Origin of the sequence: Microbacterium sp. SMR1, assembly GCF_003289625.1 — a bacterium.
GTDB classification, from domain to species: domain Bacteria; phylum Actinomycetota; class Actinomycetes; order Actinomycetales; family Microbacteriaceae; genus Microbacterium; species Microbacterium plantarum.
In genome coordinates this window covers 250,331-272,089 of the sequence record NZ_QMBN01000001.1, presented here as the reverse complement: position 1 = coordinate 272,089, position 21,759 = coordinate 250,331, and the positions used below count along the sequence as shown (strand labels likewise).

General features: G+C 69.5%; 19 protein-coding genes. 7 read left to right on the top strand and 12 right to left on the bottom strand.

Annotated features, from left to right (window positions below):
* Positions 1 to 129: 129 nt before the first annotated feature.
* Positions 130 to 501, bottom strand: coding sequence for a DUF3040 domain-containing protein (locus tag DO944_RS01305; RefSeq protein WP_112613936.1), 372 nt, complete (start codon positions 499 to 501; stop codon positions 130 to 132).
* 68 nt (positions 502 to 569) lie between these two features.
* Here DO944_RS01305 and DO944_RS01300 point away from each other — a divergent pair, with 68 nt between their 5' ends.
* Positions 570 to 1,643 (top strand): polyprenyl synthetase family protein, encoded by a 1,074-nt coding sequence (locus DO944_RS01300; RefSeq protein ID WP_112613934.1) that lies wholly within the window; start codon positions 570 to 572, stop codon positions 1,641 to 1,643.
* Between the two features lie 22 nt (positions 1,644 to 1,665).
* Here DO944_RS01300 and DO944_RS01295 read toward each other — a convergent pair whose 3' ends face one another.
* Entirely contained in the window at positions 1,666 to 2,016 is a 351-nt protein-coding gene (locus DO944_RS01295; protein WP_112613932.1) for an Rv2175c family DNA-binding protein, read from the bottom strand.
* A 261-nt stretch (positions 2,017 to 2,277) separates the two neighbouring features.
* Between DO944_RS01295 and DO944_RS01290 the strand changes: the two genes are divergently transcribed.
* Both DO944_RS01290 and pknB read left to right on the top strand, forming a co-directional pair.
* Positions 2,278 to 3,381: a LysM peptidoglycan-binding domain-containing protein gene (locus tag DO944_RS01290; RefSeq protein WP_112615063.1), complete on the top strand. Its 1,104-nt coding sequence runs from the start codon at positions 2,278 to 2,280 to the stop codon at positions 3,379 to 3,381.
* 87 nt (positions 3,382 to 3,468) lie between these two features.
* The gene (gene pknB / locus DO944_RS01285; RefSeq protein WP_112613930.1) at positions 3,469 to 5,424 is read left to right on the top strand and encodes a Stk1 family PASTA domain-containing Ser/Thr kinase; all 1,956 of its coding nucleotides are present in this window, start codon (positions 3,469 to 3,471) and stop codon (positions 5,422 to 5,424) included.
* Positions 5,425 to 5,517: 93 nt separating this feature from the next.
* On the opposite strand, the gene DO944_RS01280 is transcribed toward pknB, so the two are convergent.
* The 4 genes from DO944_RS01280 to DO944_RS01265 form a co-directional block, all read right to left on the bottom strand.
* On the bottom strand, positions 5,518 to 5,781 hold the full coding sequence (locus DO944_RS01280; RefSeq protein WP_146751989.1) for a hypothetical protein: 264 nt from the start codon (positions 5,779 to 5,781) through the stop codon (positions 5,518 to 5,520).
* Positions 5,782 to 6,070: 289 nt separating this feature from the next.
* Positions 6,071 to 7,405 carry a class II 3-deoxy-7-phosphoheptulonate synthase gene (locus DO944_RS01275; RefSeq protein WP_112613926.1) on the bottom strand — a complete coding sequence of 445 codons (1,335 nt, stop codon included), beginning with the start codon at positions 7,403 to 7,405 and terminating at the stop codon, positions 6,071 to 6,073.
* Positions 7,406 to 7,451: 46 nt separating this feature from the next.
* On the bottom strand, positions 7,452 to 8,141 hold the full coding sequence (locus tag DO944_RS01270) for a 1-acyl-sn-glycerol-3-phosphate acyltransferase (RefSeq protein ID WP_112613924.1): 690 nt from the start codon (positions 8,139 to 8,141) through the stop codon (positions 7,452 to 7,454).
* A gap of 3 nt (positions 8,142 to 8,144) precedes the next feature.
* A complete protein-coding gene (locus DO944_RS01265; protein ID WP_112613922.1) occupies positions 8,145 to 9,077 on the bottom strand; it encodes an ROK family protein in 933 nt (310 codons plus the stop codon).
* Positions 9,078 to 9,220: 143 nt separating this feature from the next.
* Between DO944_RS01265 and DO944_RS01260 the strand changes: the two genes are divergently transcribed.
* Positions 9,221 to 11,056 (top strand): long-chain fatty acid--CoA ligase, encoded by a 1,836-nt coding sequence (locus DO944_RS01260; RefSeq protein ID WP_112613920.1) that lies wholly within the window; start codon positions 9,221 to 9,223, stop codon positions 11,054 to 11,056.
* Between the two features lie 65 nt (positions 11,057 to 11,121).
* Here DO944_RS01260 and def read toward each other — a convergent pair whose 3' ends face one another.
* The 3 genes from def to DO944_RS01245 are packed head-to-tail and all read right to left on the bottom strand — an operon-like array spanning position 11,122 to position 16,872.
* On the bottom strand, positions 11,122 to 11,613 hold the full coding sequence (def, locus tag DO944_RS01255) for a peptide deformylase (RefSeq protein WP_112613918.1): 492 nt from the start codon (positions 11,611 to 11,613) through the stop codon (positions 11,122 to 11,124).
* Between the two features lies 1 nt (position 11,614).
* On the bottom strand, positions 11,615 to 13,414 hold the full coding sequence (locus tag DO944_RS01250) for a MinD/ParA family protein (protein ID WP_112613916.1): 1,800 nt from the start codon (positions 13,412 to 13,414) through the stop codon (positions 11,615 to 11,617).
* Positions 13,415 to 13,464: 50 nt separating this feature from the next.
* Complete coding sequence (locus DO944_RS01245; protein WP_112613914.1) at positions 13,465 to 16,872, bottom strand: pyruvate carboxylase; 3,408 nt, start codon at positions 16,870 to 16,872, stop codon at positions 13,465 to 13,467.
* Positions 16,873 to 16,962: 90 nt separating this feature from the next.
* Here DO944_RS01245 and DO944_RS01240 point away from each other — a divergent pair, with 90 nt between their 5' ends.
* A complete protein-coding gene (locus tag DO944_RS01240) occupies positions 16,963 to 17,784 on the top strand; it encodes a ParA family protein (protein ID WP_112613912.1) in 822 nt (273 codons plus the stop codon).
* A 73-nt stretch (positions 17,785 to 17,857) separates the two neighbouring features.
* On the opposite strand, the gene DO944_RS01235 is transcribed toward DO944_RS01240, so the two are convergent.
* The 3 genes from DO944_RS01235 to DO944_RS01225 all read right to left on the bottom strand — a co-directional run bounded on the left by DO944_RS01235 (position 17,858) and on the right by DO944_RS01225 (position 19,675).
* A complete protein-coding gene (locus DO944_RS01235; protein ID WP_023951592.1) occupies positions 17,858 to 18,403 on the bottom strand; it encodes a MerR family transcriptional regulator in 546 nt (181 codons plus the stop codon).
* Between the two features lie 100 nt (positions 18,404 to 18,503).
* A complete protein-coding gene (locus tag DO944_RS01230; protein WP_181574115.1) occupies positions 18,504 to 19,184 on the bottom strand; it encodes a MerR family transcriptional regulator in 681 nt (226 codons plus the stop codon).
* Positions 19,181 to 19,675: an FHA domain-containing protein gene (locus DO944_RS01225; RefSeq protein ID WP_112613910.1), complete on the bottom strand. Its 495-nt coding sequence runs from the start codon at positions 19,673 to 19,675 to the stop codon at positions 19,181 to 19,183. Before DO944_RS01225 ends, DO944_RS01230 begins: the two co-directional genes overlap by 4 nt.
* 107 nt (positions 19,676 to 19,782) lie before the next feature.
* On the opposite strand from DO944_RS01225, the gene DO944_RS01220 reads away from it, so the two are divergent.
* Both DO944_RS01220 and lpdA read left to right on the top strand, forming a co-directional pair.
* A complete protein-coding gene (locus tag DO944_RS01220; protein WP_112613908.1) occupies positions 19,783 to 20,337 on the top strand; it encodes a copper resistance CopC family protein in 555 nt (184 codons plus the stop codon).
* Between the two features lie 9 nt (positions 20,338 to 20,346).
* Positions 20,347 to 21,747 (top strand): dihydrolipoyl dehydrogenase, encoded by a 1,401-nt coding sequence (lpdA, locus tag DO944_RS01215; protein WP_112613906.1) that lies wholly within the window; start codon positions 20,347 to 20,349, stop codon positions 21,745 to 21,747.
* The last annotated feature ends 12 nt before the right edge of the window (positions 21,748 to 21,759 follow it).

Sequence of the window (21,759 nt, the reverse complement as noted above, 5' to 3'; positions counted from 1 at the left end):
GCCCGTCGGTGGCCACCACTTTACTCCACTTTCCTCCACTTCACTATGGCCACAGCACCCATTCCTCCCCCAGGGCACAAAAAAGAGCACCGACCCGAAGGTCGGTGCTCTGAGGAGAAGCGGGATGCGTCAGCGTTCGCCGTTGCGGCGGTCCCAGCGGTCGTTCATCCGGTCCATGAAATTCGAGGACCGGGCGGCGGGCTTTCGCGTGCCGGTGGTCGCCGTCGGTCGGCTCGCTGTTCCGTTGCGAGAGGGCGTCAGCGCCAGCACGACCCCGCCCACCATGACGAGGAAGGCCACGACGCCGATCGCGATGATGCTGCTCGAGACGCCGGCGATGAGACCGCCGAGACCGAGGAGGACGAGCACCGCACCGTAGACGATGTTGCGGTAGCTGAGGGACTGACCTTCGCGCGGAGCACTGACGACGTCTGCTTCATTGCGCATGAGATGGCGTTCCATCTCGTCAAGCAGCCGCTGCTCCTGTTCTGACAGTGGCATGCATCCCCCTCTGTTCGGGTACCGATGCGCCCGATTCTACGCGCGCTGATGAGAACTAGGCTAGGCCTGTGACGAGCTCCGCCGACCCGATCTCGACCGTTTCCCAGCGACTGGAAAGCTTCGCGGCGGAACGGCGGGCCGAGGCCGCCGATCTCGGGGCCGAAGCGGTCGATTTCGTCGACCGCGCCTTCGCCGCCGTCGCCGGCGGCAAACGGCTCCGCGCGCGGTTCCTCACGGCTGGGCACGCGGTGGCCGGGGTCTCTTCCGACGACGCCGACATCGCAGGTGTCGCCGCTTCCCTGGAGATCTTCCATGCGGCCGCGCTCGTGCACGACGATCTGGTCGACAACTCGGACACGCGACGAGGACGCCCCGCCGCCCATCGCGCCCTCGAGGAGGCGCATCGCCGATCCGGCTGGCTCGGTGACGCCGACGCGTTCGGACGGGCCGCCGCGATCCTGCTCGGCGACCTGCTCATCGCCTGGAGCGACGACCTCCTCGAAGAGGCCGTCGACGGACACCGCTTCGCGTCGGACGTCCGCCGCCAGTACGCGACGATGCGGCGCGACGTCACGGTCGGGCAGTATCTGGACGTGGCCGAAGAGGCCGCGTGGGCCACGGCACCGGACCACGAGCACGCCGCCCGAGCACTGCGGGTCGCGTCCTACAAGTCCGCTCGATACAGCGTGCAGCAGCCCCTCCTGATCGGCGCGGCACTCGGCGGCGCCACCGCAGCCCAGCGCGAGGCCCTCGCTGAGTTCGGCCACTCCGTCGGTCTCGCCTTCCAGCTGCGCGATGACGTATTGGGCGTCTTCGGAGACCCCGCGGTGACGGGCAAGCCGTCCGGCGACGATCTCCGCGAGGGCAAGCGGACCGTCCTCATCGCTTACGCGCGCGAAGCGATGGACGCCGACGGCCGCGCCGACCTCGATGCTGCGCTCGGCGACCGGGCACTCGACGAGGCGACCATCGGACGCCTGCAGCGGGTCATCGACGAGAGCGGCGCCGTCCAGCGCCTCGAACAGGAGATCGCGCAGCTCGCCGCCGCAGCCGATGCGGCGCTCGATGACGCGCCGATCGGTGGTGCCGAGATCGCAACGCTCCGAGAGATCGGACAGGCCGCGATCCAGCGGACCTCCTGAGCGTCCGGAGCCCCTGCTCCGGTCAGGCGAGCGTCTGCGCGACCCTGCGGACCTCGGTCTTCCGTCCTGCGCGCAGGGCGGCGATGGGAGCGGCGCCGATGGAGTCCTCGGTGGCGAACAGCCAGTCGATCGCCTCGTCGTCCGAGAACCCGGCGTCGTGCAGCACGGTGATGGTGCCCCGGAGCGACGACAGCGGCGCGCCGTCGACGAAGAAGGCCTCCGGCACGCGAAGCGTTCCGTCCCGACGCGAGCCGATGAGGTGATTCTCATCCAGCAGTCGCCGGACGCGGCTGAGCGTCTCGCCCGTCAGCTCGACGACCTCGGGCAGTGTCAGCCAGGACAGGGGAACGGCGGGGTAATCGGGAGTGCTCACCCCTTCACTATGTCACTTCCGATGGGCGTCCCGGCCCGCTGTCGGGTCGGCTTTCACACGAGTCACAGCAGTCACTTCGGTTGACACCTCTCACAGCAACATGTCAGCGTTTCCGAGACCTCCGAGAAGGGACCCTCCGTGCGCCGCGACTCGAACTCTCCCCCGCACCGCCCGCGACCACGCCTGTGTGGCGCCGTCGCACCCGCCGTCGTCGGTTCCATCGCGCTCAGCCTGACCGCGCAGCCGGCGACGGCAGCGCCGATGACCGAGACCGCCCAGCGCGACGCGGTCCCCGGCGCGTCGTTCCGAGCCGCCACGGTCGGCACCGCGGGCCCGGTGCGCCCGCTCTCGTCGCGTCCCGCAGAGCACACCGTCGTGCTCGGCGACACCGTCAGCCGCATCGCGTCCGCTTACGGACTCCGCACGGTCGATCTCCTGGCCTGGAACGGTTTGAATTGGTCGTCGGTCATCCGCCCCGGCGACCGCATCCGGTTGAGCGCGGAGCCGGGCGCCTCGGCGACGCCGGCTGCGGTCCCCGTAGCCCAGACCACCTCGACGGGACTCACCCATACCGTCGCGAGCGGCGACACCCCGTGGTCGGTCGCTCAGGCTCACGGCGTCGACGTCGCCACACTCCTGGCAGCGAACGGGCTCGCGGACGGTGCCGTGATCTTCCCCGGTCAGACGCTCGCGGTCCCGGGGTCGCCCTCGGCCGCCCCGACCCCGGCGCCCGCAGCCGCGGACGCCTCGCAGTCCGTGCCGACCGCCGCCGCGGCGCACACCGTGTCGGCCGGCGACACGGTGGCGGCGATCGCCGCCGCTCACGGTCTCGGCCTCGACGCCGTACTCGCGGCGAACGGGCTCGACCGCTCCTCGATCATCTATCCCGGCCAGCAGCTCGTGATCCCGGGAGCCGCCGCAGCACCCGCCGTCCAGACCGCCGCTCTCCCCGACCTCGGCCTCGACGCGGAGCAGATCGCCAACGCGCGGCTGATCATCCAGGTCGGTCGGGAACGCGGTGTGCCCGACCGCGGGATCGCGATCGCCCTGGCGACTGCGATGGTCGAGTCGTGGATCCGCAACCTCGACTGGGGCGACCGCGACTCGCTCGGCCTCTTCCAGCAGCGTCCGAGCACCGGGTGGGGCACCCCCGATCAGGTGCGCGATCCCGCTCGCTCCATCGCCACGTTCTACGGCGGCGCGGCCGATCCCAACGGCACCGCGACGCGCGGACTGCTCGATATCCCGGGGTGGGAGAGCCTCGCCTTCACCGACGCCGCGCAGGCCGTGCAGATCTCCGCCTACCCCGAGCGGTACGGCGAGTGGGAGCAGCAGGCCTATCGCTGGCTCGCCGCACTCGGCTGACCCCGAGAACGCTCGGAAGCCATGTCGCCGACGCACGAGGGTGAGCCGTTGCCCGGGCTCGCAGCATCCGCTCCGTAGAATCGCTCCGTGAGCATGAGCCAGCAGACCGACCCGCTGATCGGCCGACTGGTCGACCAGCGGTATCGCGTCCGCGCTCGCATCGCCCGTGGCGGCATGGCCACGGTCTACGTCGCGACCGACCTCAGACTCGAGCGACGCGTGGCACTCAAGGTCATGCACGGGCATCTGTCGGACGACTCGGTCTTCCAGAGCCGCTTCATCCAGGAGGCCCGCTCTGCGGCGCGCCTGGCCGATCCGCACGTGGTCAACGTCTTCGACCAGGGCCAGGACGGCGAGATGGCCTACCTGGTGATGGAGTACCTCCCGGGCATCACTCTGCGTGAGCTGCTGCGCGAGCAGAAGCGTCTGACGATCCCCCAGACGATCACCATCATGGATGCGATCCTGTCCGGTCTCGCCGCCGCCCACCGCGCGGGGATCGTGCATCGCGACGTCAAACCGGAGAACGTCCTGCTGGCCGAGGACGGCCGGATCAAGATCGGCGACTTCGGGCTCGCTCGGGCCACGACGGCGAACACCGCGACCGGGCAGATGCTGCTCGGCACGATCGCCTACCTGGCACCTGAACTCGTCACCCGGGGCACGGCAGACGCCCGCAGCGACATCTACGCCCTGGGCATCATGCTCTACGAGATGCTCGCCGGCGAGCAGCCCTACAAGGGCGAGCAGCCGATGCAGATCGCCTATCAGCACGCGACCGACTCGGTCCCGCGCCCGAGCGCGAAGAACCCGGGGGTGCCCGAGCAGCTCGACGAGCTGGTGCTGTGGGCGACCGAACGCGAGCCCGACGAGCGTCCCCTCGACGCCAAGGTCATGCTCGATCGCCTGCGCGAGATCGAGCGTGAACTCGGGGTGTTCCCCCAGGTCGTGCGCACGGCGCCGTCCGGCGCGCCGGTGGTGGTCATCGACGACGACGGCGAAGGTTCCGGCGAGCTCACGAAGGTGATGCCCGGGACGTTCACGGCGCCCCCCGTCACGACGGACGTCGACAACGCGACCCGGCTGCGCCGGCACGCACGTCGCAACCGGGCGAAGGGTGCCTGGCTCGTCACGATCGTGCTCCTGCTGGCGGCTCTCGCCGGCGGCACGGGATGGTGGTTCGGCTCGGGGCCGGGCTCGCTGGTCGCCGTTCCCGATGTGCGCGGAACGAGCTTCGCCGATGCGCAAGCCGCCATCATGGCACAGGGACTCCAGGCTCAGGAGACCGGCGAGAACAGCCTCGACGTCGCAGAGGGGCTCGCCATCCGCACCGACCCCGACCCCGGCTCCCGGCTCGATCGAGACGCGGTCGTGACGGTCGTGATCTCGCGAGGCCCGGCGGAAGTCTCCATACCCGCGTTGTCGGGTCAGACCGAAGACGCAGCGCGCGAGATCCTCCGCCAGAACGTCATCGCCGTCTCGGACGATGCCGACGCGGAGTTCGATCCGGATGTCGCCGAGGGCACCGTCATCCGCGCTTCCGGCACGCCTGCGGGGGGTGGCGAACCGGTCGACTGCTCCGGTGGTTGCACCCTGCGCCAGGGCGATTCAGCCGGACTCCTGGTCTCTCGGGGTGCCGTGCCCGACGTCGCGGGCCAGAGCGTCAACCGTGCGACCGGAATTCTGACGGACGCCGGACTCGAGGTGTCGGGCGAGACCCGCACCGAGGCGAGCGAGCGCATCGCGAAGGGCGATGTGATCGGCATCGCCGACCGCGGTGAGGAAGGCAACTGGCGGCCGGGCGACGTCGTCACGCTCATCGTCTCGAGCGGTCCCCCGCTGTTCGAGGTGCCGAGCGTCGTCGGACAGACCCGCGATGCGGCCGCGCAGACGCTCCGCGACGCCGGCTTCGAGGTCAGCTTCTCGGCGCTGTGGAACATCTGGCCGGACGGGCTGACGAAGGTCACCGCTCAAGACCCCGCCGGTGGCAGCAAGCACGTGCGCGGCACCACGATCACGCTGCAGATCACCGCGACCGGCTGACCCTCTCCGCCGCTGGGCGCCGAGAGCGCAGGAGTGCACGGCCTGTAGCCCCCTGCACCCTACGGATGCGCGTCCTCGCGGAGGTGTGACCGGTCAGGCGAGAGCACGGCGGATCCGAGCGGCCAGGCTCCGGGCGTCGTCTTCGAGGTCGGCGGCCCTGACGAGGATGACCCGGTACCCGGCATCCTCGAGCAGCTGCACGCGCGTGAGATCGTCGAGCCACCGTCGCCGCGAGGTGCGATGCTCGTCCCCCTGGTACTCGAGCGCGACGCGCAGCAGCGACTCGCGGGGCGAGTCGACGGGCGAGCGGGCACGGTCGAGCGCACCTCGCAGCAACCGGGCTCCGCGCGCCGGCACCACGCCTCGGTCGGCGACAAGACAGGCACACCGTCGACGAATCGGCATTCGAGGACGAGTCCCGTCCGAGATCCGATCGCGCCGGGTCGCCGCCGCGGCCGTGGCGAACGCTCGTCGGGCAATGGGTCGTGGTAGCGGGGCTCGGCGGTTCACCCGCCCACGATCCCCCGCCAGCCTCGCTGACGCCGCGCTCTCCACAGCCCGAAACGGCGAGAGCGCACATCTGCACGGTGGGGAGACCCCGTAATCGTGCAGACGTGCGCTCTCGCGGGCCTCGGCGAGCCGAAGCTCAGCGCTTCTCGAGTTCCTCGGCGACCAGGAAGGCCAGTTCGAGGCTCTGCATGTGGTTCAGACGCGGGTCGCACAGGCTCTCGTACCGCGTGGCGAGCGTCGCCTCGTCGATCATCTCGGAGCCGCCGAGGCACTCCGTGACGTCGTCACCCGTGAGCTCGACGTGGATGCCGCCCGGGAAGGTGCCCACCGCGCGGTGCGCCTCGAAGAAGCCGCGCACCTCGTCCACGACATCGTCGAAGCGACGCGTCTTGTAGCCGGTGGGCGTCGTGATGCCGTTGCCGTGCATCGGGTCGGTGACCCACAGCGGCGTCGCGCCCGAGTCCTTCACGGCCTCGAGCAGCGGCGGCAGCGCATCGCGGATCTTGCCCGCCCCCATACGAGTGATGAAGGTGAGGCGACCCGGCTCGCGCTCGGGGTCGAGCTTGTCGATCAGCGCCAGCGCGGTGTCGGTCGACGTCGTGGGGCCGAGCTTCACCCCGATGGGGTTGCGGATCTTCGAGAAGTAGTCGACGTGCGCGCCGTCGAGCTCGCGCGTGCGCTCGCCGATCCAGAGGAAGTGCGACGACGTGTTGTACGGCGTGTTCGTCCGCGAATCGATGCGCGTCATCGGGCGCTCGTAGTCCATCAGCAGGCCCTCGTGGCCCGTGTAGAACTCGACGCCGCGCAGCTCGTCGAAGTTGGCCCCGGCCGCCTCCATGAACTTGATGGCCCGGTCGATCTCTCCCGCGAGGCCCTCGTAACGGGCATTCGCCGGGTTCGACGCGAAGCCCTTGTTCCACGAGTGCACCTCGCGCAGGTCGGCGAACCCACCCTGCGTGAACGCGCGGATGAGGTTCAGCGTCGACGCGGCCGTGTGGTAGCCCTTGAGCAACCGGGCGGGGTCGGGCTGACGCGAGGCGGCGGTGAAGTCGTAGCCGTTGACGATGTCGCCGCGGTACGCCGGCAGCGTGACGTCGCCGCGCGTCTCGGTGTCGCTCGAGCGGGGCTTGGCGAACTGCCCGGCCATGCGACCCATCTTGACGACGGGCATCGAGGCGCCATAGGTCAGCACGACCGCCATCTGCAGCACCGTCTTGATGCGGTTGCGGATCTTCTCGGCGGTCGCGCCGGCGAACGTCTCGGCGCAGTCACCGCCCTGCAGGAGGAAGGCTTCTCCGGATGCCGCGCGCGCGAGGCGCTCGCGGAGGATGTCCACCTCACCGGCGAAGACGAGGGGCGGGAGCGTCGCGATCTCGGCCGACACCGCAGCCACGGCGTCGGGGTCGTTCCACGCCGGCTGCTGCTTGATGGGAAGATCGCGCCACGAGTCGAGTGAATCCAGCGTAGGCACGGGCCAAGTCTAGTGCTCGGCCGACACCCCGCCGGCCGTGTGACAATCAGGCCTGCTGCTGCGCTGCGCGCTCCTTGACCGACGATGCGTACACGTCTTCGTACTCCTGCTCGCCCAGCCGCTGCAGCGCGACCATGATCTCGTCGGTCACCGAGCGCAGCACGTACCGGTCGCTCTCCATCCCCTGGAAACGAGAGAAGTCCAGCGGCTCGCCGATGACCATTCCCACCCGTCCGACCCGGGGGATGCTGCGCCCGATGGGCATGACCGCGTCGGTGTCGACCATGACGACGGGAATCACGGGCACGCGGGCCTCGAGCGCCATGCGCGCCAATCCGGTGCGTCCGCGGTAGAGCTTGCCATCGGGGCTCCGCGTGCCCTCGGGGTAGATCCCGAGCAGATCGCCGCGGCCCAGCACCTGGAGTCCCGTGTTGAGCGAGGCTTCGGACGCTTTGCCGCCCGTCCGGTCGATGGCGATCTGACCCGTCGCCTTCATGAACACCCGAGTGGCCCAGCCCTTGAGGCCCGTTCCGGTGAAGTAGTCGCTCTTGGCGAGGAACGACATCGGCCGGTCGATCATGAGCGGCAGGAAGATCGAGTCGCTCACCGAGAGGTGGTTACTGGCGAAGATCGCCGCACCGGATGCCGGGACGTTACGGCGTCCCACGATCCAGGGCCGGAAGATCGCCTTCACGACGGGTCCGATGAAGATGTACTTCATCAGCCAGTAGAACACCGGTCACCGCCCCCCGGCCAGATCGGCGACGCCGATCAGGCCCGCGTCGTTGCCGAGCGTCGCGATCGCGAAGTCGGCGGGAGCCGCGTTCTCGCCGCCCGGGAGCGCGTCACGGTAGGCCGCCCGGACCGGCGCGAGGAGCGTCTCGCCGAGCTGGGCGACGCCGCCGCCGATGACGAAGATCTCGGGGTCGAGCGTCGCCTGGAACCCGCCCGCGGTCTCACCCAGCGCCGTCGCGACCCGGTGGAGCGCCTCGAGCGCTCCGGGATCGTCGGCGAGGATCAGGCGCGAGATCGCGTCGCCCGGGATCGAACCGTGCTCGTCGCGCACCTGCGCGAGCCCGGCACCGAGCTCGGGGTCGTCAGCGATGGCCACCGCCTCGCGCTGCAGCGCGCGTCCCGAGGCGTACTGCTCGAGGCATCCCGTTAGGCCGCACCCGCACGGGCGCCCGCCGCGCTCGAACCGCACGTGGCCGAGCTCGCCCGCCGCTCCTCGACCGCCGATGAGGAGCTGCCCGTCGATGATGACCGCTCCCCCGACGCCGGTGCCGAGGGTCAGCATCACCATGTTGGAGCTGCCGCGGCCGGCGCCGAAGCGGTACTCCGCCCACCCCGCGGCGTTGGCATCGTTCTCGAGCACGACGGCGACGCCGACGCGCGCCTCGAGCTCGGCTCGCAGCGGGTGCTCCACCCAGTCGATGTTCGGGGCGTGGCGCATGATCGACCGGGTGCGATCGAGGAATCCCGCGGCAGCGACACCGACAGCGGTGACGTCGTGCGATGCGCGGAAGTGCCGCACCATGTCGGCGACGGCGTCGGCCAGCGCGTCGGTGTCGGCGGGGGTGTCGACGCGGATGCGGTCGACGATCGTCCCGTCGGCGGAGACGACACCTCCGGCGATCTTGGTTCCGCCGATGTCGATGCCGATGTTGAGCACGCGTGGTCCTTTCCGTCGGCCGTCCGGCGGCGACCCGCAAAGTCTAATGGGGCACCGCGTTCGCGCGCGGGCTCGGCGGCCGGGCGGCCGATAGAGTGTCTGTACCCTGCCAGACGCTTCCGGTACCGAAGGAGTTGCCGCCCATGAGCGCCGTCCAGTTCGAAGTCCCCGCTGTCGTTCCAGCCGCCCCTGACGCGAACATCACCGATCTCCTCGTCGACCGGGTCGCCGCGACCCCGTCGCGAGCGCTCTTCGCCGTGCCGCACGACGGTGGTTGGCGAGACATCTCCGCTGCCGAGTTCCAACGCGAGGTCATCGCGCTGGCGAAGGGTCTCGTCGCCGCCGGTGTCGAGCCCGGCGACAAGGTGGCGTTCATCGCCCGCACCACGTACGACTGGACACTCGTCGATTTCGCGATCTTCTTCGCCGGCGCCGTGATGGTCCCCGTCTACGAGACGAGCTCGGCGTCGCAGATCGCCTGGATCCTCGGCGACTCGGGCGCGACGTTCGCGATCGCGGAGTCGGCCGACCACGCGGGTCGCATCGACGAGATCCGGTCGACCGTGCCCCTCGTCCGCGAGGTGTGGGTCATGGCTTCGGGACATCTCGACAAGCTGCGCTCAGGCGGGGGCGACGTGTCCGACGGGGAGATCGAGCGGCGACGGAACCTCGCCGTCGGCTCGGACATCGCGACCCTCATCTACACCTCGGGATCGACCGGGCGCCCGAAGGGCTGTGTGCTGACCCACAGCAACTTCGTCGAGCTCGCCCGCAACTCCGGCGAGGCGCTCAAGGAGGTCGTCAACCACCCCGGCGGCGCATCGACGCTGCTGTTCATCACCACGGCGCACGTCTTCGCCCGCTTCATCTCGATCCTCAATGTCCACGCCGGGGTCAAGACCGGGCATCAGCCCGACACCAAGCAGCTGCTGCCCGCTCTCGGCACCTTCCAGCCGACCTTCCTGCTCGCGGTCCCGCGCGTGTTCGAGAAGGTCTACAACTCGGCGGAGCAGAAGGCCGAAGCCGGCGGCAAGGGCAAGATCTTCCGCGCCGCCGCGCAGGTCGCGATCGATCACTCGCGGCTGAAGCAGGAGGGCAAGAGCATCCCGCTGCTGACCAAGCTCAAGTTCCGTGTCTTCGACAAGCTGGTCTACGGCAAGCTCCGCGCCGCCATGGGCGGCCGCGTCACCTATGCCGTCTCGGGATCCGCTCCCCTGGGCCCGCGCCTCGGCCACTTCTTCCACAGCCTCGGCGTCACGATCCTCGAGGGCTACGGACTCACCGAGACGACGGCTCCCGCGACGGTCAACCTCGCGACGAAGTCCAAGATCGGCACGGTCGGGCCGGTCCTGCCCGGCGTCGGGGTCCGCCTCGGTGAGGACGGCGAAGTCGAGGTGCGCGGCATCAACGTGTTCGCGGAGTACTGGCGCAACCCCGAGGCCACCGAGGCGGCGTTCAACGACGGCTGGTTCAAGACCGGCGACATCGGATCGTTCGACGACGAGGGCTTCCTGACGATCACCGGACGCAAGAAGGAGATCATCGTCACCGCCGGCGGCAAGAACGTCGCCCCCGCCGTGCTCGAGGATCCCATCCGCGCCAACCCGATCGTGGGCCAGGTCGTCGTCGTGGGCGATCAGAAGCCCTTCATCTCCGCGCTCGTCACGCTCGACCTGGAGATGCTGCCGACCTGGCTGACGAACAACGGCCTCTCCGGAGACATGTCCCTCGCCGACGCGGCGAAGAACGCCGAGGTCCGCGCCGAGGTCCAGCGCGCGATCGACGAGGCGAACCGCAACGTCTCGCGCGCAGAGTCGATCCGCAAGTTCACGATCCTCGACACGGAGTGGACCGAGGCGAGCGGCCACCTGACGCCCAAGATGAGCATCAAGCGCAACGTCATCCTCACCGACTTCTCGGACGCCATCTCCGACATCTACGACGAGCCGGTGAAGACGAGCAACGTCCCGCTCGGATGATCGGATGACGCAGAAGCGGGGCCCGGCTGGTGATCACCGGCCGGGCCCCGCTTCTGCGCGACGCGTCAGAACCAGGACGACTCGCGCACCTCGCGCATGGCGATCCGACGCTCGGCGGGCGAGAGCCGGTCGAGGTACAGGATGCCATCGAGATGATCGCACTCGTGCTGCAGGGCCTGCGCCATCAGCCCCTCGCCCTCGAGGACGATCTCTTCGCCATCGAGATCGATGCCCACGGCGCGCGCGTACGGGTGCCGGAGCGTGTCATGCCACAGGTTGGGTACCGAGAGGCATCCCTCGCCGATCAGAGACGGTTCACCGGAGACCTCGACGAGACGCGGATTGAGGATGTAGCCGATGACGCCGTCCACGTTGTAGCTGAACGCGCGCAGGCCCACGCCGATCTGCGGAGCGGCGACGCCCGCACGACCGGGCAGCTCGACGGTGTCGAGGAGGTCCTGGACGAGCGAGCGCACACCGTCGTCGATCGTCTCGATCGGAGCTGCCGGCGACTTCAGGACCGGGTCGCCGAAGAAGCGGATCGCGCGAACCGTCATGTCAGGCCGCCCCTCCCAGACGCAGACCTTCGACTACGCTCGCCGCGAGTTTGCGCGCCGCTTCGCGGGTCGCCGGCTCGAGGTCGCGGAACGAGACCGCGCTCCCCGCCGCCAGGTGCGGGTCGTACGGAACGCGCAGGACGGAGCGCACGCGCGTGGCGAAGTGCGTCTCCAACTCTTCCGCGCGAACCATCGGCGTTCCCGGACGGGATGTGTTGAGCACCACGACGGCGTTCTTCACGGCGTCGGCGAAACCGTTGGATTCGAGCCACGTCAACGTCTCGGAGGCCAGCCGGGCCTCGTCGACCGAGAGACCGGCGACGACGACGATCTGGTCGGACAGTCCGAGAGTCGCGCCCATCACCGAATGCACGATCCCGGTGCCCGTATCGGTGAGGACGATGGAGTAATAGTGCGCCGCGATCGCGGCCACATCCTCGTAATCGTGATCGCTGAATGCTTCGGATACGTGCGGATCGGTGTCGGAGGCCAGCACGTCGAGCCGGGTTTCGTCGCGCGCGACGATGGCGGAGAGGTCGTTGAAGCCGACTACCTCACCGCGTGCACGCGCCAGATCGCGCACGGTCTTCCCGCTCGTGCGGCCGATGCGATCGGCCAGCGTGCCACGATCGGGATTGGCGTCGATGGCGATCACGCGGTCATCGCGGGCATCTGCGAGAGCCATGCCGAGGAGGGTCGTCACCGTCGTCTTGCCGACGCCGCCCTTGCGCGAGAGCACGGGGACGAACTTCGCGCCACCGGCCAGCGGCGCGGCGATGCGACGGTCGAGCTCCTTCCGCGCCCGCGCGCGCTTTCCGTCGCCGAGGTTGATGCGATGGCCGGAGACGCTGTACAGCAGCCGCTGCCAACGGCCTTCCGGCTCGGCTCGCACGACCTGCGAGGGGTCGAGCAGACGTTCGGCCGTGAGGAGGTCGGCGGACTCGCGCCCGGGCTCGAGGTCGCCGATACGTCGCGATTGGAGGACGGGCTCGGTCGTACGCGCCACGGACACGCGCTCGGTGGCGTGACGCACCTGCTCGGCGGCCTGGTGCGCTTGCCGGCGCGTCGTCGGCACGGTCCCGATGATCGGGGTGGAGGTCGGCACGACCGTCGCGACGACGGCACCGCCCTGGAGCGTTTCTCCGACGTCGGGCTTCGGGACGTCGTGCTCGACGGCGGCGTCCGTCGCGTCGCCGGACTCATCACGCACGTCCAGAGCCTCGCCGGCTGCACCCGCGGTCATCGGTTCCGAGTCGTCCTGACCGTCGGTCTCCGCGTCCTCGTCGTCGATCGTGGCGGTGACGACCTCGTCGGCCGGCTCGGCTGCGTCGTCATCGGTCGCGACGTCCTCGTCGGTCGCGACGTCCTCATCGGTCGCGACGTCGATGTCGTCGTCGACGACGAGGTCGGCTGCTTCGGCCTCCGTCACCTCGTCGCCCATCTCGCCGTCGCTCGACCGATCCGGCGCCGCGAGGTCGTCGTCGTGGTCTGGAGTCGCGTGCTCGCCGACGCCCGCCTCGTCGTCGGAAGCACGCGATGTGTCATCCTCCGACGCGTCGGCATCGCCGTACGGCTCGCCCGGTCCCGCCCCGAGGGGGATGTCGCCGGTCGTCAGCTGCTCGTCGCCGACCTCGCCGTCGATGACGTCGTCGTCATCGAGGTCGTCCTCCGCGACGGGAAGCGCGACGTCGACCTGCGCGGTGCCGCCGATGATCCCGATCGCCGTCGTGTGAATGCTCTCGCTGTCGGCGAGGACCGCGGGATCGGTCTCTTCGGGCTGATTCTCGTTGCGCTCAGGCATGTTTTGCTGCGTCCACTCCCAGGTCTCGAGCTCGCGCCCGACCCCTTAGGCTACCCGCCGGGCCGGACGACGACCAAAAGGTCACCGGCTTCGACCGCTGCGGTCGGATCGACGACGAGCCGCTCGACGACGCCCGCCACGGGCGCCGTGATGCCCGCTTCCATCTTCATCGCCTCGATCGACGCGACGGGCGCCCCGGCCTCGACGGCATCGCCGACGGCCACCTTGAGCGTGACGACGCCCGAGAACGGAGCCGCGACCTGACCGGGAATCGCGGTATCGGCCTTCTCTGCTTGGCGGGCCTCGACGCTGATCCCGCGGTCGCGGACGAAGACCGGCCGCAGCTGCCCGTTCAGCGTCGCCATGACCGTGCGCATGCCCTTGTCATCGGCCTCGCCGATGGCCTCGAGCCCGACGTAGAGCTGGACGCCCTTCTCGATCTCGACGACGTGCTCGGCGCCGGGAACGAGCCCGTACAGATAGTCCGCGGTGTCGAGCACGCTGAGGTCACCGTACGTCTCGCGAACCCGGTCGAACTCCTGGGTCGGCGCGGGGAAGAGCAGCGCGTTCAGCGTGCGCCGTCGCGTTGCGGAATCCGCGTCGAGGTCCGCCGCCTGCGCTGCCGACAGGTCGGTGACAGCGGGGCGCACGGTGCGCCCGGCGAGCACCTTCGACCGGAACGGTTCGGGCCATCCGCCCGGCAGGTCGCCGAGCTCGCCCGCCATGAAGCCGACGACCGATTCCGGGATGTCGTACGCACCCGGGTCGGCGGCGAAGGCTTCGGGATCGGCTTTGACGGCCGCCAGATGCAGGGCGAGGTCGCCCACGACCTTCGACGACGGCGTGACCTTCGGAACCCGGCCGAGGATCCGGTTCGCCGCGGCGTACATGTCCTCGATGAGCTCGAAATCGTCGGCGAGCCCGAGGGCGATGGCCTGCTGCCGCAGGTTGGAGAGCTGGCCGCCGGGGATCTCGTGGCGGTAGACCCGGCCGGTGGGGCCGGGCAGACCGGACTCGAACGGCCGGTACATGTGCCGCACGGCCTCCCAGTAGGGCTCGAGGTCCGACACCGCATCGAGGTCGAGCCCCGTGTCGTGGTCGGTGTGCGCGAGGGCGGCCACGAGGGCGGAGAGCGACGGCTGGCTGGTCGTGCCCGCCATGGGCGCGGACGCCGCGTCGACGGCATCCGCCCCCGCTGCGCTCGCGGCCAGAAGGGTCGCCAGCTGCCCGCCGGCGGTGTCGTGCGTGTGGACGTGGACGGGGAGATCGAACCGTTCGCGCAGCGCCGAGACCAGGCGCGACGCTGCGGCCGGCCGCAGCAACCCGGCCATGTCCTTGATGGCGAGGACGTGCGCTCCCGCTTCGACGATCTCCTCGGCGAGACGGAGGTAGTAGTCGAGGGTGTAGAGGTCCTCGCTCGGGTCGAGCAGATCTCCCGTGTAGCAGAGCGCGACTTCGGCGATCGTCGTTCCGGTCTCGAGGACGGCGTCGATGGCGGGCCGCATCTGCGTGACGTCGTTCAGTGCGTCGAAGATCCGGAAGATGTCGACACCCGCATCCGCCGCTTCCCGAACGAAGGCTTGCGTGACGGCTGTCGGGTAGGGGGTGTACCCGACGGTGTTGCGGCCGCGCAGCAGCATCTGCAGCGCCACGTTGGGAAGCGCGTCACGGAGCTTGTCGAGCCGTTCCCAGGGGTCTTCGCCGAGGAAGCGGAGCGCCACGTCGTAGGTCGCTCCGCCCCACGCCTCGACGGAGAGAAGCTGAGGAGTGAGCCGCGCAACAGCGGGGGCGACCGCAACGAGGTCCTTTGTCCGCACGCGGGTCGCGAGAAGCGACTGGTGCGCGTCGCGGAAGGTCGTCTCCGTCACGGCGAGCGAGGTCTGGCGGCGCAGGGCTTCGGCGAACCCCACCGGCCCGAGTTCGAGGAGGCGCTGACGCGAGCCCGCCGGTGGCGACGCAGCGAGGTCGATCCGCGGAAGCTTGCTCCGGGGGTCGACGCTCGTCGGAGCAGAACCGTGCGGGCGGTTGACGGTGGTGTCGGCGAGCCAACCCAGGATCTTCGATCCGCGGTCCTTGGACGCGCGTCCCTCGAGCAGCTCGGGGCGCTCGTCGATGAACGACGTGCTGAGGTCACCGCGAGCGAAAGACGGGTCGTCGAGAACCTGCTGCAGGAACGGGATGTTGGTCGAGACGCCACGGATGCGGAACTCGGCGAGGGCGCGGCGCGAGCGCACGACCGCGGCGCCGAAGTCGCGGCCCCGGCAGGTGAGCTTGGCGAGCATCGAGTCGAAGTGCGGGCTCACCTGAGATCCGGCGGCGGTCGTGCCGCCGTCGAGACGGATGCCGGCCCCGCCGGGCGACCGGTAGGTGGTGATCTTCCCCGTATCGGGGCGGAACCCCTGAGCCGGGTCCTCGGTCGTGATGCGGCACTGCAGAGCCGCGCCGCGCAGCTGGATGCGGTCCTGGGTGAGGCCGAGCTGCGCGAGGCTCTCCCCCGCCGCGATCCGCATCTGGGACTGGACCAGGTCGACGTCGGTGACCTCCTCGGTCACCGTGTGCTCGACCTGGATACGGGGGTTCATCTCGATGAAGACGATCTCGCCTGCCCGGGGGCCGGCGGTCTCGAGCAGGAACTCGACGGTGCCGGCGTTCACGTAGCCGATGGAGGTCGCGAAGGCGATCGCGTGCCGGTGCAGGTCGGCCCGCGTCTCGTCGTCGAGATTGGGAGCCGGCGCGATCTCGATGACCTTCTGATGGCGCCGCTGCACCGAGCAGTCCCGCTCGAAGAGGTGAACCGTCTCCCCCGTGGCGTCGGCGAGCACCTGAACCTCGACATGGCGGGGTCGCTGCACGGCCTGTTCCAGGAAGACGCGCGCGTCGCCGAAGGCACTCCGGGCCTCGCGCATGGCCTCGGAGAGGGCCGGCGCGAGCTCGTCGGGGCTGGCGACGCGCCGCATCCCGCGTCCCCCACCGCCGGCGACGGCTTTGACGAAGACGGGGAAGCCGATGTCGCCTGCCTGGGCCACGAGAGCGTCGATGTCGTCAGAGGCGTCGGTCGATCGCAACACCGGCACGCCTGCGGCGACCGCGTGACTCTTGGCCGTGACCTTGTTGCCCGCCATCTCGAGCACGCGTGCGGAGGGACCGATGAACGCGATGCCCGCCTCGGCGGCGCGCGCGGCGAGTTCCGGGTTCTCCGACAGGAAGCCGTAGCCCGGATAGATGGCGTCTGCCCCGCTCTCACGCGCGACGCGGATGATCTCGTCGACGTCGAGGTACGCACGCACCGGGTGCCCCTTGACGCCGATCTCGTAGGCCTCGTCGGCTTTCAGCCGGTGGAGCGAGTATCTGTCCTCATGGGGATAGACCGCCACGGTCCGGGCCCCCAGCTCGAACGCCGCACGGAAAGCGCGGATGGCGATCTCACCACGATTCGCGACAAGGATCTTCCGGAACATGCTCACCTCGCTGGAGTGAGTCGCGCGGCAACGGCGCCGCGCGGGGGCTCGAATACCCTCACAGCCTAGGGGAAGGTAACGTAGAGCCTCGTGCACGTACTTTCCGTCAGCTCGCTCAAGGGCGGGGTCGGCAAGACGACGGTCACCCTGGGGCTCGCATCCGCCGCGTTCGCCCGCGGTGTCCGGACGTTGGTTGTCGACCTCGATCCACAGTCCGACGTGTCGACGGGGATGGACATCCAGGTCGCTGGCCGTCTCAACGTCGCCGATGTCCTCGCCAATCCGAAGGAGAAGGTGGTCCGTCAGGCCATCACCTCGAGCGGCTGGGCGAAGGTGCATCCCGGCACCATCGACGTTCTGATCGGCAGCCCGTCCGCCATCAACTTCGACGGACCGCACCCGAGCGTGCGCGACGTCTGGAAGCTCGAAGAGGCTCTCGCGACCATCGAAGCCGACTACGACCTCGTGCTCATCGACTGCGCTCCCTCACTCAATGCCCTGACCCGCACGGCGTGGGCGGCGAGCGACCGCGTGATCGTCGTGACCGAGCCCGGCCTGTTCTCCGTCGCTGCCGCCGATCGCGCCCTCCGCGCCATCGAGGAGATCCGACGCGGCCTTTCGCCTCGCTTGCAGCCCCTCGGGATCGTGGTCAACCGCGTGCGTCCGCAGTCGATCGAACACCAGTTCCGCATCAAGGAACTCCGCGACATGTTCGGTCCGCTGGTGCTCTCGCCCCAGCTTCCCGAGCGCACGTCGCTCCAGCAGGCGCAGGGCGCCGCGAAGCCGCTCCACATCTGGCCCGGAGACTCCGCGCAGGAGCTCGCGTCCGACTTCGACGCGCTGCTCGACCGCGTGCTGCGCACCGGCCGCATCCCGGTCGCGGGCGAGACTCCCACGGCCACCCCGAGCTGATCAGCTCGTCCTCACACGAACGAAACCCCGGCCGCACCGCAGGTGCGCCGGGGTTCTGTGTATCGGGAGCGACTCAGGCGCTGCGCGCCGAGCGTCGCGCGGCGAGCTCGTCGACGGGGTCCGGCGCCTGGGGGTCGAACTCCACGAGCGTCGACTCGACCTCGCGGAGGACCTTCCCGACCGCGATGCCGAACACGCCCTGACCGCGGCTGACGAGGTCGATGACCTCGTCGTTCGACGTGCAGAGGTACACCGAAGCGCCGTCGCTCATCAGGGTCGTCCCGGCGAGATCACGAATGCCGGCGGCGCGGAGCTGATCCACGGCGACGCGGATCTGCTGCAGCGAGATGCCGGTGTCGAGCAGTCGCTTCACGAGCTTGAGGACGAGGATGTCGCGGAAGCCGTAGAGCCGCTGCGACCCGGAGCCACTGGCGCCGCGAACGGTCGGGACGACGAGTTCGGTGCGAGCCCAGTAGTCGAGCTGACGGTAGGTGATCCCGGCGGCGCGAGCGGCCTGCGCTCCCCGGTACCCGGCTTCGTCATCCATCTCGGGGAGACCGTCGGTGAAGAGAAGGTCGGTCGTGAACCGCATCTCGCCGAGCGAATCATGCGCGGTCATCTGGTCCTCCTGCCGGACGGTCGGGCTTCTTCCACGCTAGATGAGGGATGCCGCCGCGGCAACGACATCCGTTCCGAGCCCGCGGCGTGTCGCGCGCGGCTCACCTGACGAGTCGGTCGATAGCCGCCTGGACGAACGCCGAACGGACGTCGTCGAGCCGGCGCACCAGTTCGGGAGCGAGCTCGTGGGCGCGTCCACGAGACGAGGAGTCGGTTCGGCGGAGCAACGGCGCGAGCGCCGTCTCGACGAGCGCGACGTCACGCTCGGCCGCCTGGCGCACCGTGCGGAGATGGCGAGGACCGATGCCGTGACGATCGAGGGCGACGAGGGTACGCAGCAGCACCAGCGCGCGTTCGTCGTAGGTGTCGGCGGCGGGCAGCAGGCCCGCTGACACCGCGTCGCCGAGCAGCGCCGCGGTGGCCTCGGCCTGATCGATCAGCTCGTCGCGCCGATAGCGCCGATGCTGGACGATCGACGCCGGCAGCGCAGGCGGAAGCCCCTCGGCGCCCGGTGTGTCGAGGTACTCACGGATGCGTGCCAGGGGCATGTAGTGGTCGCGCTGGAGCGTCAACGCCGTGCGCAGGCGCTCCACGTCCGCGGGCGAGAACTTCCGGTATCCCGACCCGGTGCGCGTCGGTGTGACGATCCCCTGGTCCTCGAGGTAACGCAGCTTGCTCGAGCTCAGAGCCGGAAACTCCGGGCTGAGCCGGGCGAGCACCTGACCGATGCTCAGATGACCCGCCGTCGTGGACCGACTGCGGGCGGCGGGGGCCGCGCTCACGCGCCGGTCGCCGGTCCGCGATCGAGCGGTGAGACGAAGAAGTTCAGGCGGAATTTGCCGACGCGCAGTTCGGCGCCGTCCGAGAGCACAGCTCGGTCGACGCGCTCACCGTTCACGTACGTGCCGTTCAGGGAGCGCTGGTCGACGATCTCGAATGCCGACCCGGTGCGAGTGATCTCCGCGTGCCGGCGCGAGACCGTGACGTCGTCGAAGAAGATGTCGGCCTCGGGGTGGCGACCGACGGTCGTCACGTCGGTGTCGAGCAGATACCGAGCTCCCGCCGTCGGGCCCGAACGCACCAGAAGCAGGGCAGCCCGCTCCGGCAGAGCCTGGATGGCATCGCGCTCGACAGCGGTGAGGTCAGCCCCGAACGGCACGAACGACAGGTCCAGGTCGTGCCCGAACGTCTGCGTCGTGTCCGAGGACCCGCTGTGCGGCGCGCGGTCGGGGCCGCGTCGGATGTCGTCGACGTCTCGATCCTTTTCGTCCACAGTGTCCTCCTCTTCCGGGCCAGCCTAACGGATCGACGACGAGTCGCGAACGCGATTCCCGAGGGCTCTCACGACCTTCATATGCCTCGCGGATTAGGCTCGGGGCGATGTCTCAACGCACCCCCGCTCTCCGCACGCGCCTCCTCGCCGCCCTCGGCCTCGCACTCGGTCTCGCCGTCGCCGCACCAGCGTCCCCGGCCCTCGCACACGACGAGCTGCTCGCTTCGGATCCGGCCGCCGATTCGACGGTGACCGCGCTGCCCGACGAGCTGACCCTCACTTTCAGTGGCGTCCTGATCGACGAGGACGGGGTCAACGCGATCTCGGTGACCGACGCAGCCGGAACCGAGCTCGCGGAGGGCGCGCCGGCGCTCGATGGGACCACCGCGACCCAGGCGCTCAGCGGCGACAGCCAGGGCCCGATCACCGTGCGGTGGCGTGTGGTCTCGAGCGACGGCCACCCGGTCTCGGGCGAGTTCTCGTTCACCGCCGGCGACCCCGCGGCCGCGCCGACATCCCCCGTCGGCGGAGAAGCCGAGACCACCGCGGAGGAAGGCCTTCCCGCCGTGTTCTGGATCGTTGTGTCGATCGTCGTCGTCGCCGGCGTGATCGCGCTCGTTATCGCCCTCGTCGCGGCGTCTCGGCGGCGCACCGAGGACTAGGCTGGGAGCATGCCTCACTACAACGTCGTCATCCTCGGCGCGGGCCCCGGCGGGTATGTCGCAGCTGTCCGCGCTGCGCAGCTCGGACAGTCCGTCGCGATCATCGAAGAGAAGTACTGGGGAGGCGTCTGCCTCAACGTCGGCTGCATCCCTTCCAAGGCGCTGCTGAAGAACGCCGACCTCGCCCACACCTTCAAGCACAAGGCCGATCTCTTCGGCATCAGCGGAGATGTGAACTTCGACTTCGGCACCGCGTTCGACCGCAGCCGCAAGGTGGCCGAGACGCACGTCAAGGGCATCCACTTCCTGATGAAGAAGAACAAGGTCACCGAGTACGAGGGTCGCGGTTCGTTCCTCGACGCCAAGTCGATCCAGGTGACCAAGACCGATGGCTCGCAGGAGACCGTCACGTTCGACAACGTCATCATCGCCACCGGCTCGACGGTGCGCCTGCTCCCCGGCGTTCAGCTCAGCGACAACGTCGTGACCTACGAGGAGCAGATCCTCACTCGCGACCTGCCGAACTCGATCGTCATCGTCGGCGCCGGCGCGATCGGCATGGAGTTCGCCTTCGTGATGTCGAACTACGGCGTGAAGGTCACGATCATCGAGTTCCTCGACCGCGCCCTCCCCAACGAGGACGTCGAGGTCTCGAAGGAGATCCAGAAGCAGTACAAGAAGTACGGCATCGACATCCTCACCTCGACCAAGGTCGAGCAGATCGTCGACGCCGGCGACAAGGTCACCGTCTCGTACTCGGCCAATGCCGACGGCGCGAAGGGACAGATCGAGGCCGACAAGGTCCTCATGTCGATCGGCTTCGCTCCCCGTGTCGAGGGCTTCGGTCTCGAGAACACCGGCGTGAAGCTCACCGAGCGCGGCGCGATCGACATCGACGACCACATGCGGACGAACGTCGAGGGCATCTACGCGATCGGTGACGTCACCGCCAAGCTGCAGCTCGCGCACGTCGCCGAGGCGCAGGGTGTCGTCGCGGCGGAGACCATCGGCGGCGCCGAGACGCAGACCCTCGGCGACTACCGCAACATGCCGCGTGCGACGTTCTGCTCGCCGCAGGTCGCGTCGTTCGGGCTCACCGAGCAGCAGGCGCGCGACGCCGGTTACGACGTTAAGGTCGCCAAGTTCCCCTTCTCGGCGAACGGCAAGGCGAACGGTCTGGGCGAGCCCGTCGGCTTCGTCAAGCTGATCGCCGACGCAGAGCACCTCGAGCTCCTGGGCGGACACCTGATCGGCCCCGACGTGTCGGAGCTGCTGCCCGAGCTGACCCTCGCTCAGAAGTGGGACCTGACCGCGCTCGAGGCCGCGCGCAACGTCCACACGCACCCGACGCTGTCGGAGGGCCTGCAGGAGGCCTTCCACGGTCTCGCGGGGCACATGATCAACCTCTGACGCTCGCGTCAC

Bases quoted from the DNA above. Each gene is read 5' to 3' on its own strand.
- DO944_RS01305 (WP_112613936.1), bottom strand. From the start codon at position 501: ATGCCACTGTCAGAACAGGAGCAGCGGCTGCTTGACGAGATGGAACGC.
- DO944_RS01290 (WP_112615063.1), top strand. From the start codon at position 2,278: ATGACCGAGACCGCCCAGCGCGACGCGGTCCCCGGCGCGTCGTTCCGA.
- DO944_RS01260 (WP_112613920.1), top strand. From the start codon at position 9,221: ATGAGCGCCGTCCAGTTCGAAGTCCCCGCTGTCGTTCCAGCCGCCCCT.
- def (WP_112613918.1), bottom strand. From the start codon at position 11,613: ATGACGGTTCGCGCGATCCGCTTCTTCGGCGACCCGGTCCTGAAGTCG.
- DO944_RS01250 (WP_112613916.1), bottom strand. From the start codon at position 13,414: ATGCCTGAGCGCAACGAGAATCAGCCCGAAGAGACCGATCCCGCGGTC.
- DO944_RS01245 (WP_112613914.1), bottom strand. From the start codon at position 16,872: ATGTTCCGGAAGATCCTTGTCGCGAATCGTGGTGAGATCGCCATCCGC.
- DO944_RS01235 (WP_023951592.1), bottom strand. From the start codon at position 18,403: ATGACCGCGCATGATTCGCTCGGCGAGATGCGGTTCACGACCGACCTT.
- DO944_RS01220 (WP_112613908.1), top strand. From the start codon at position 19,783: ATGTCTCAACGCACCCCCGCTCTCCGCACGCGCCTCCTCGCCGCCCTC.
- lpdA (WP_112613906.1), top strand. From the start codon at position 20,347: ATGCCTCACTACAACGTCGTCATCCTCGGCGCGGGCCCCGGCGGGTAT.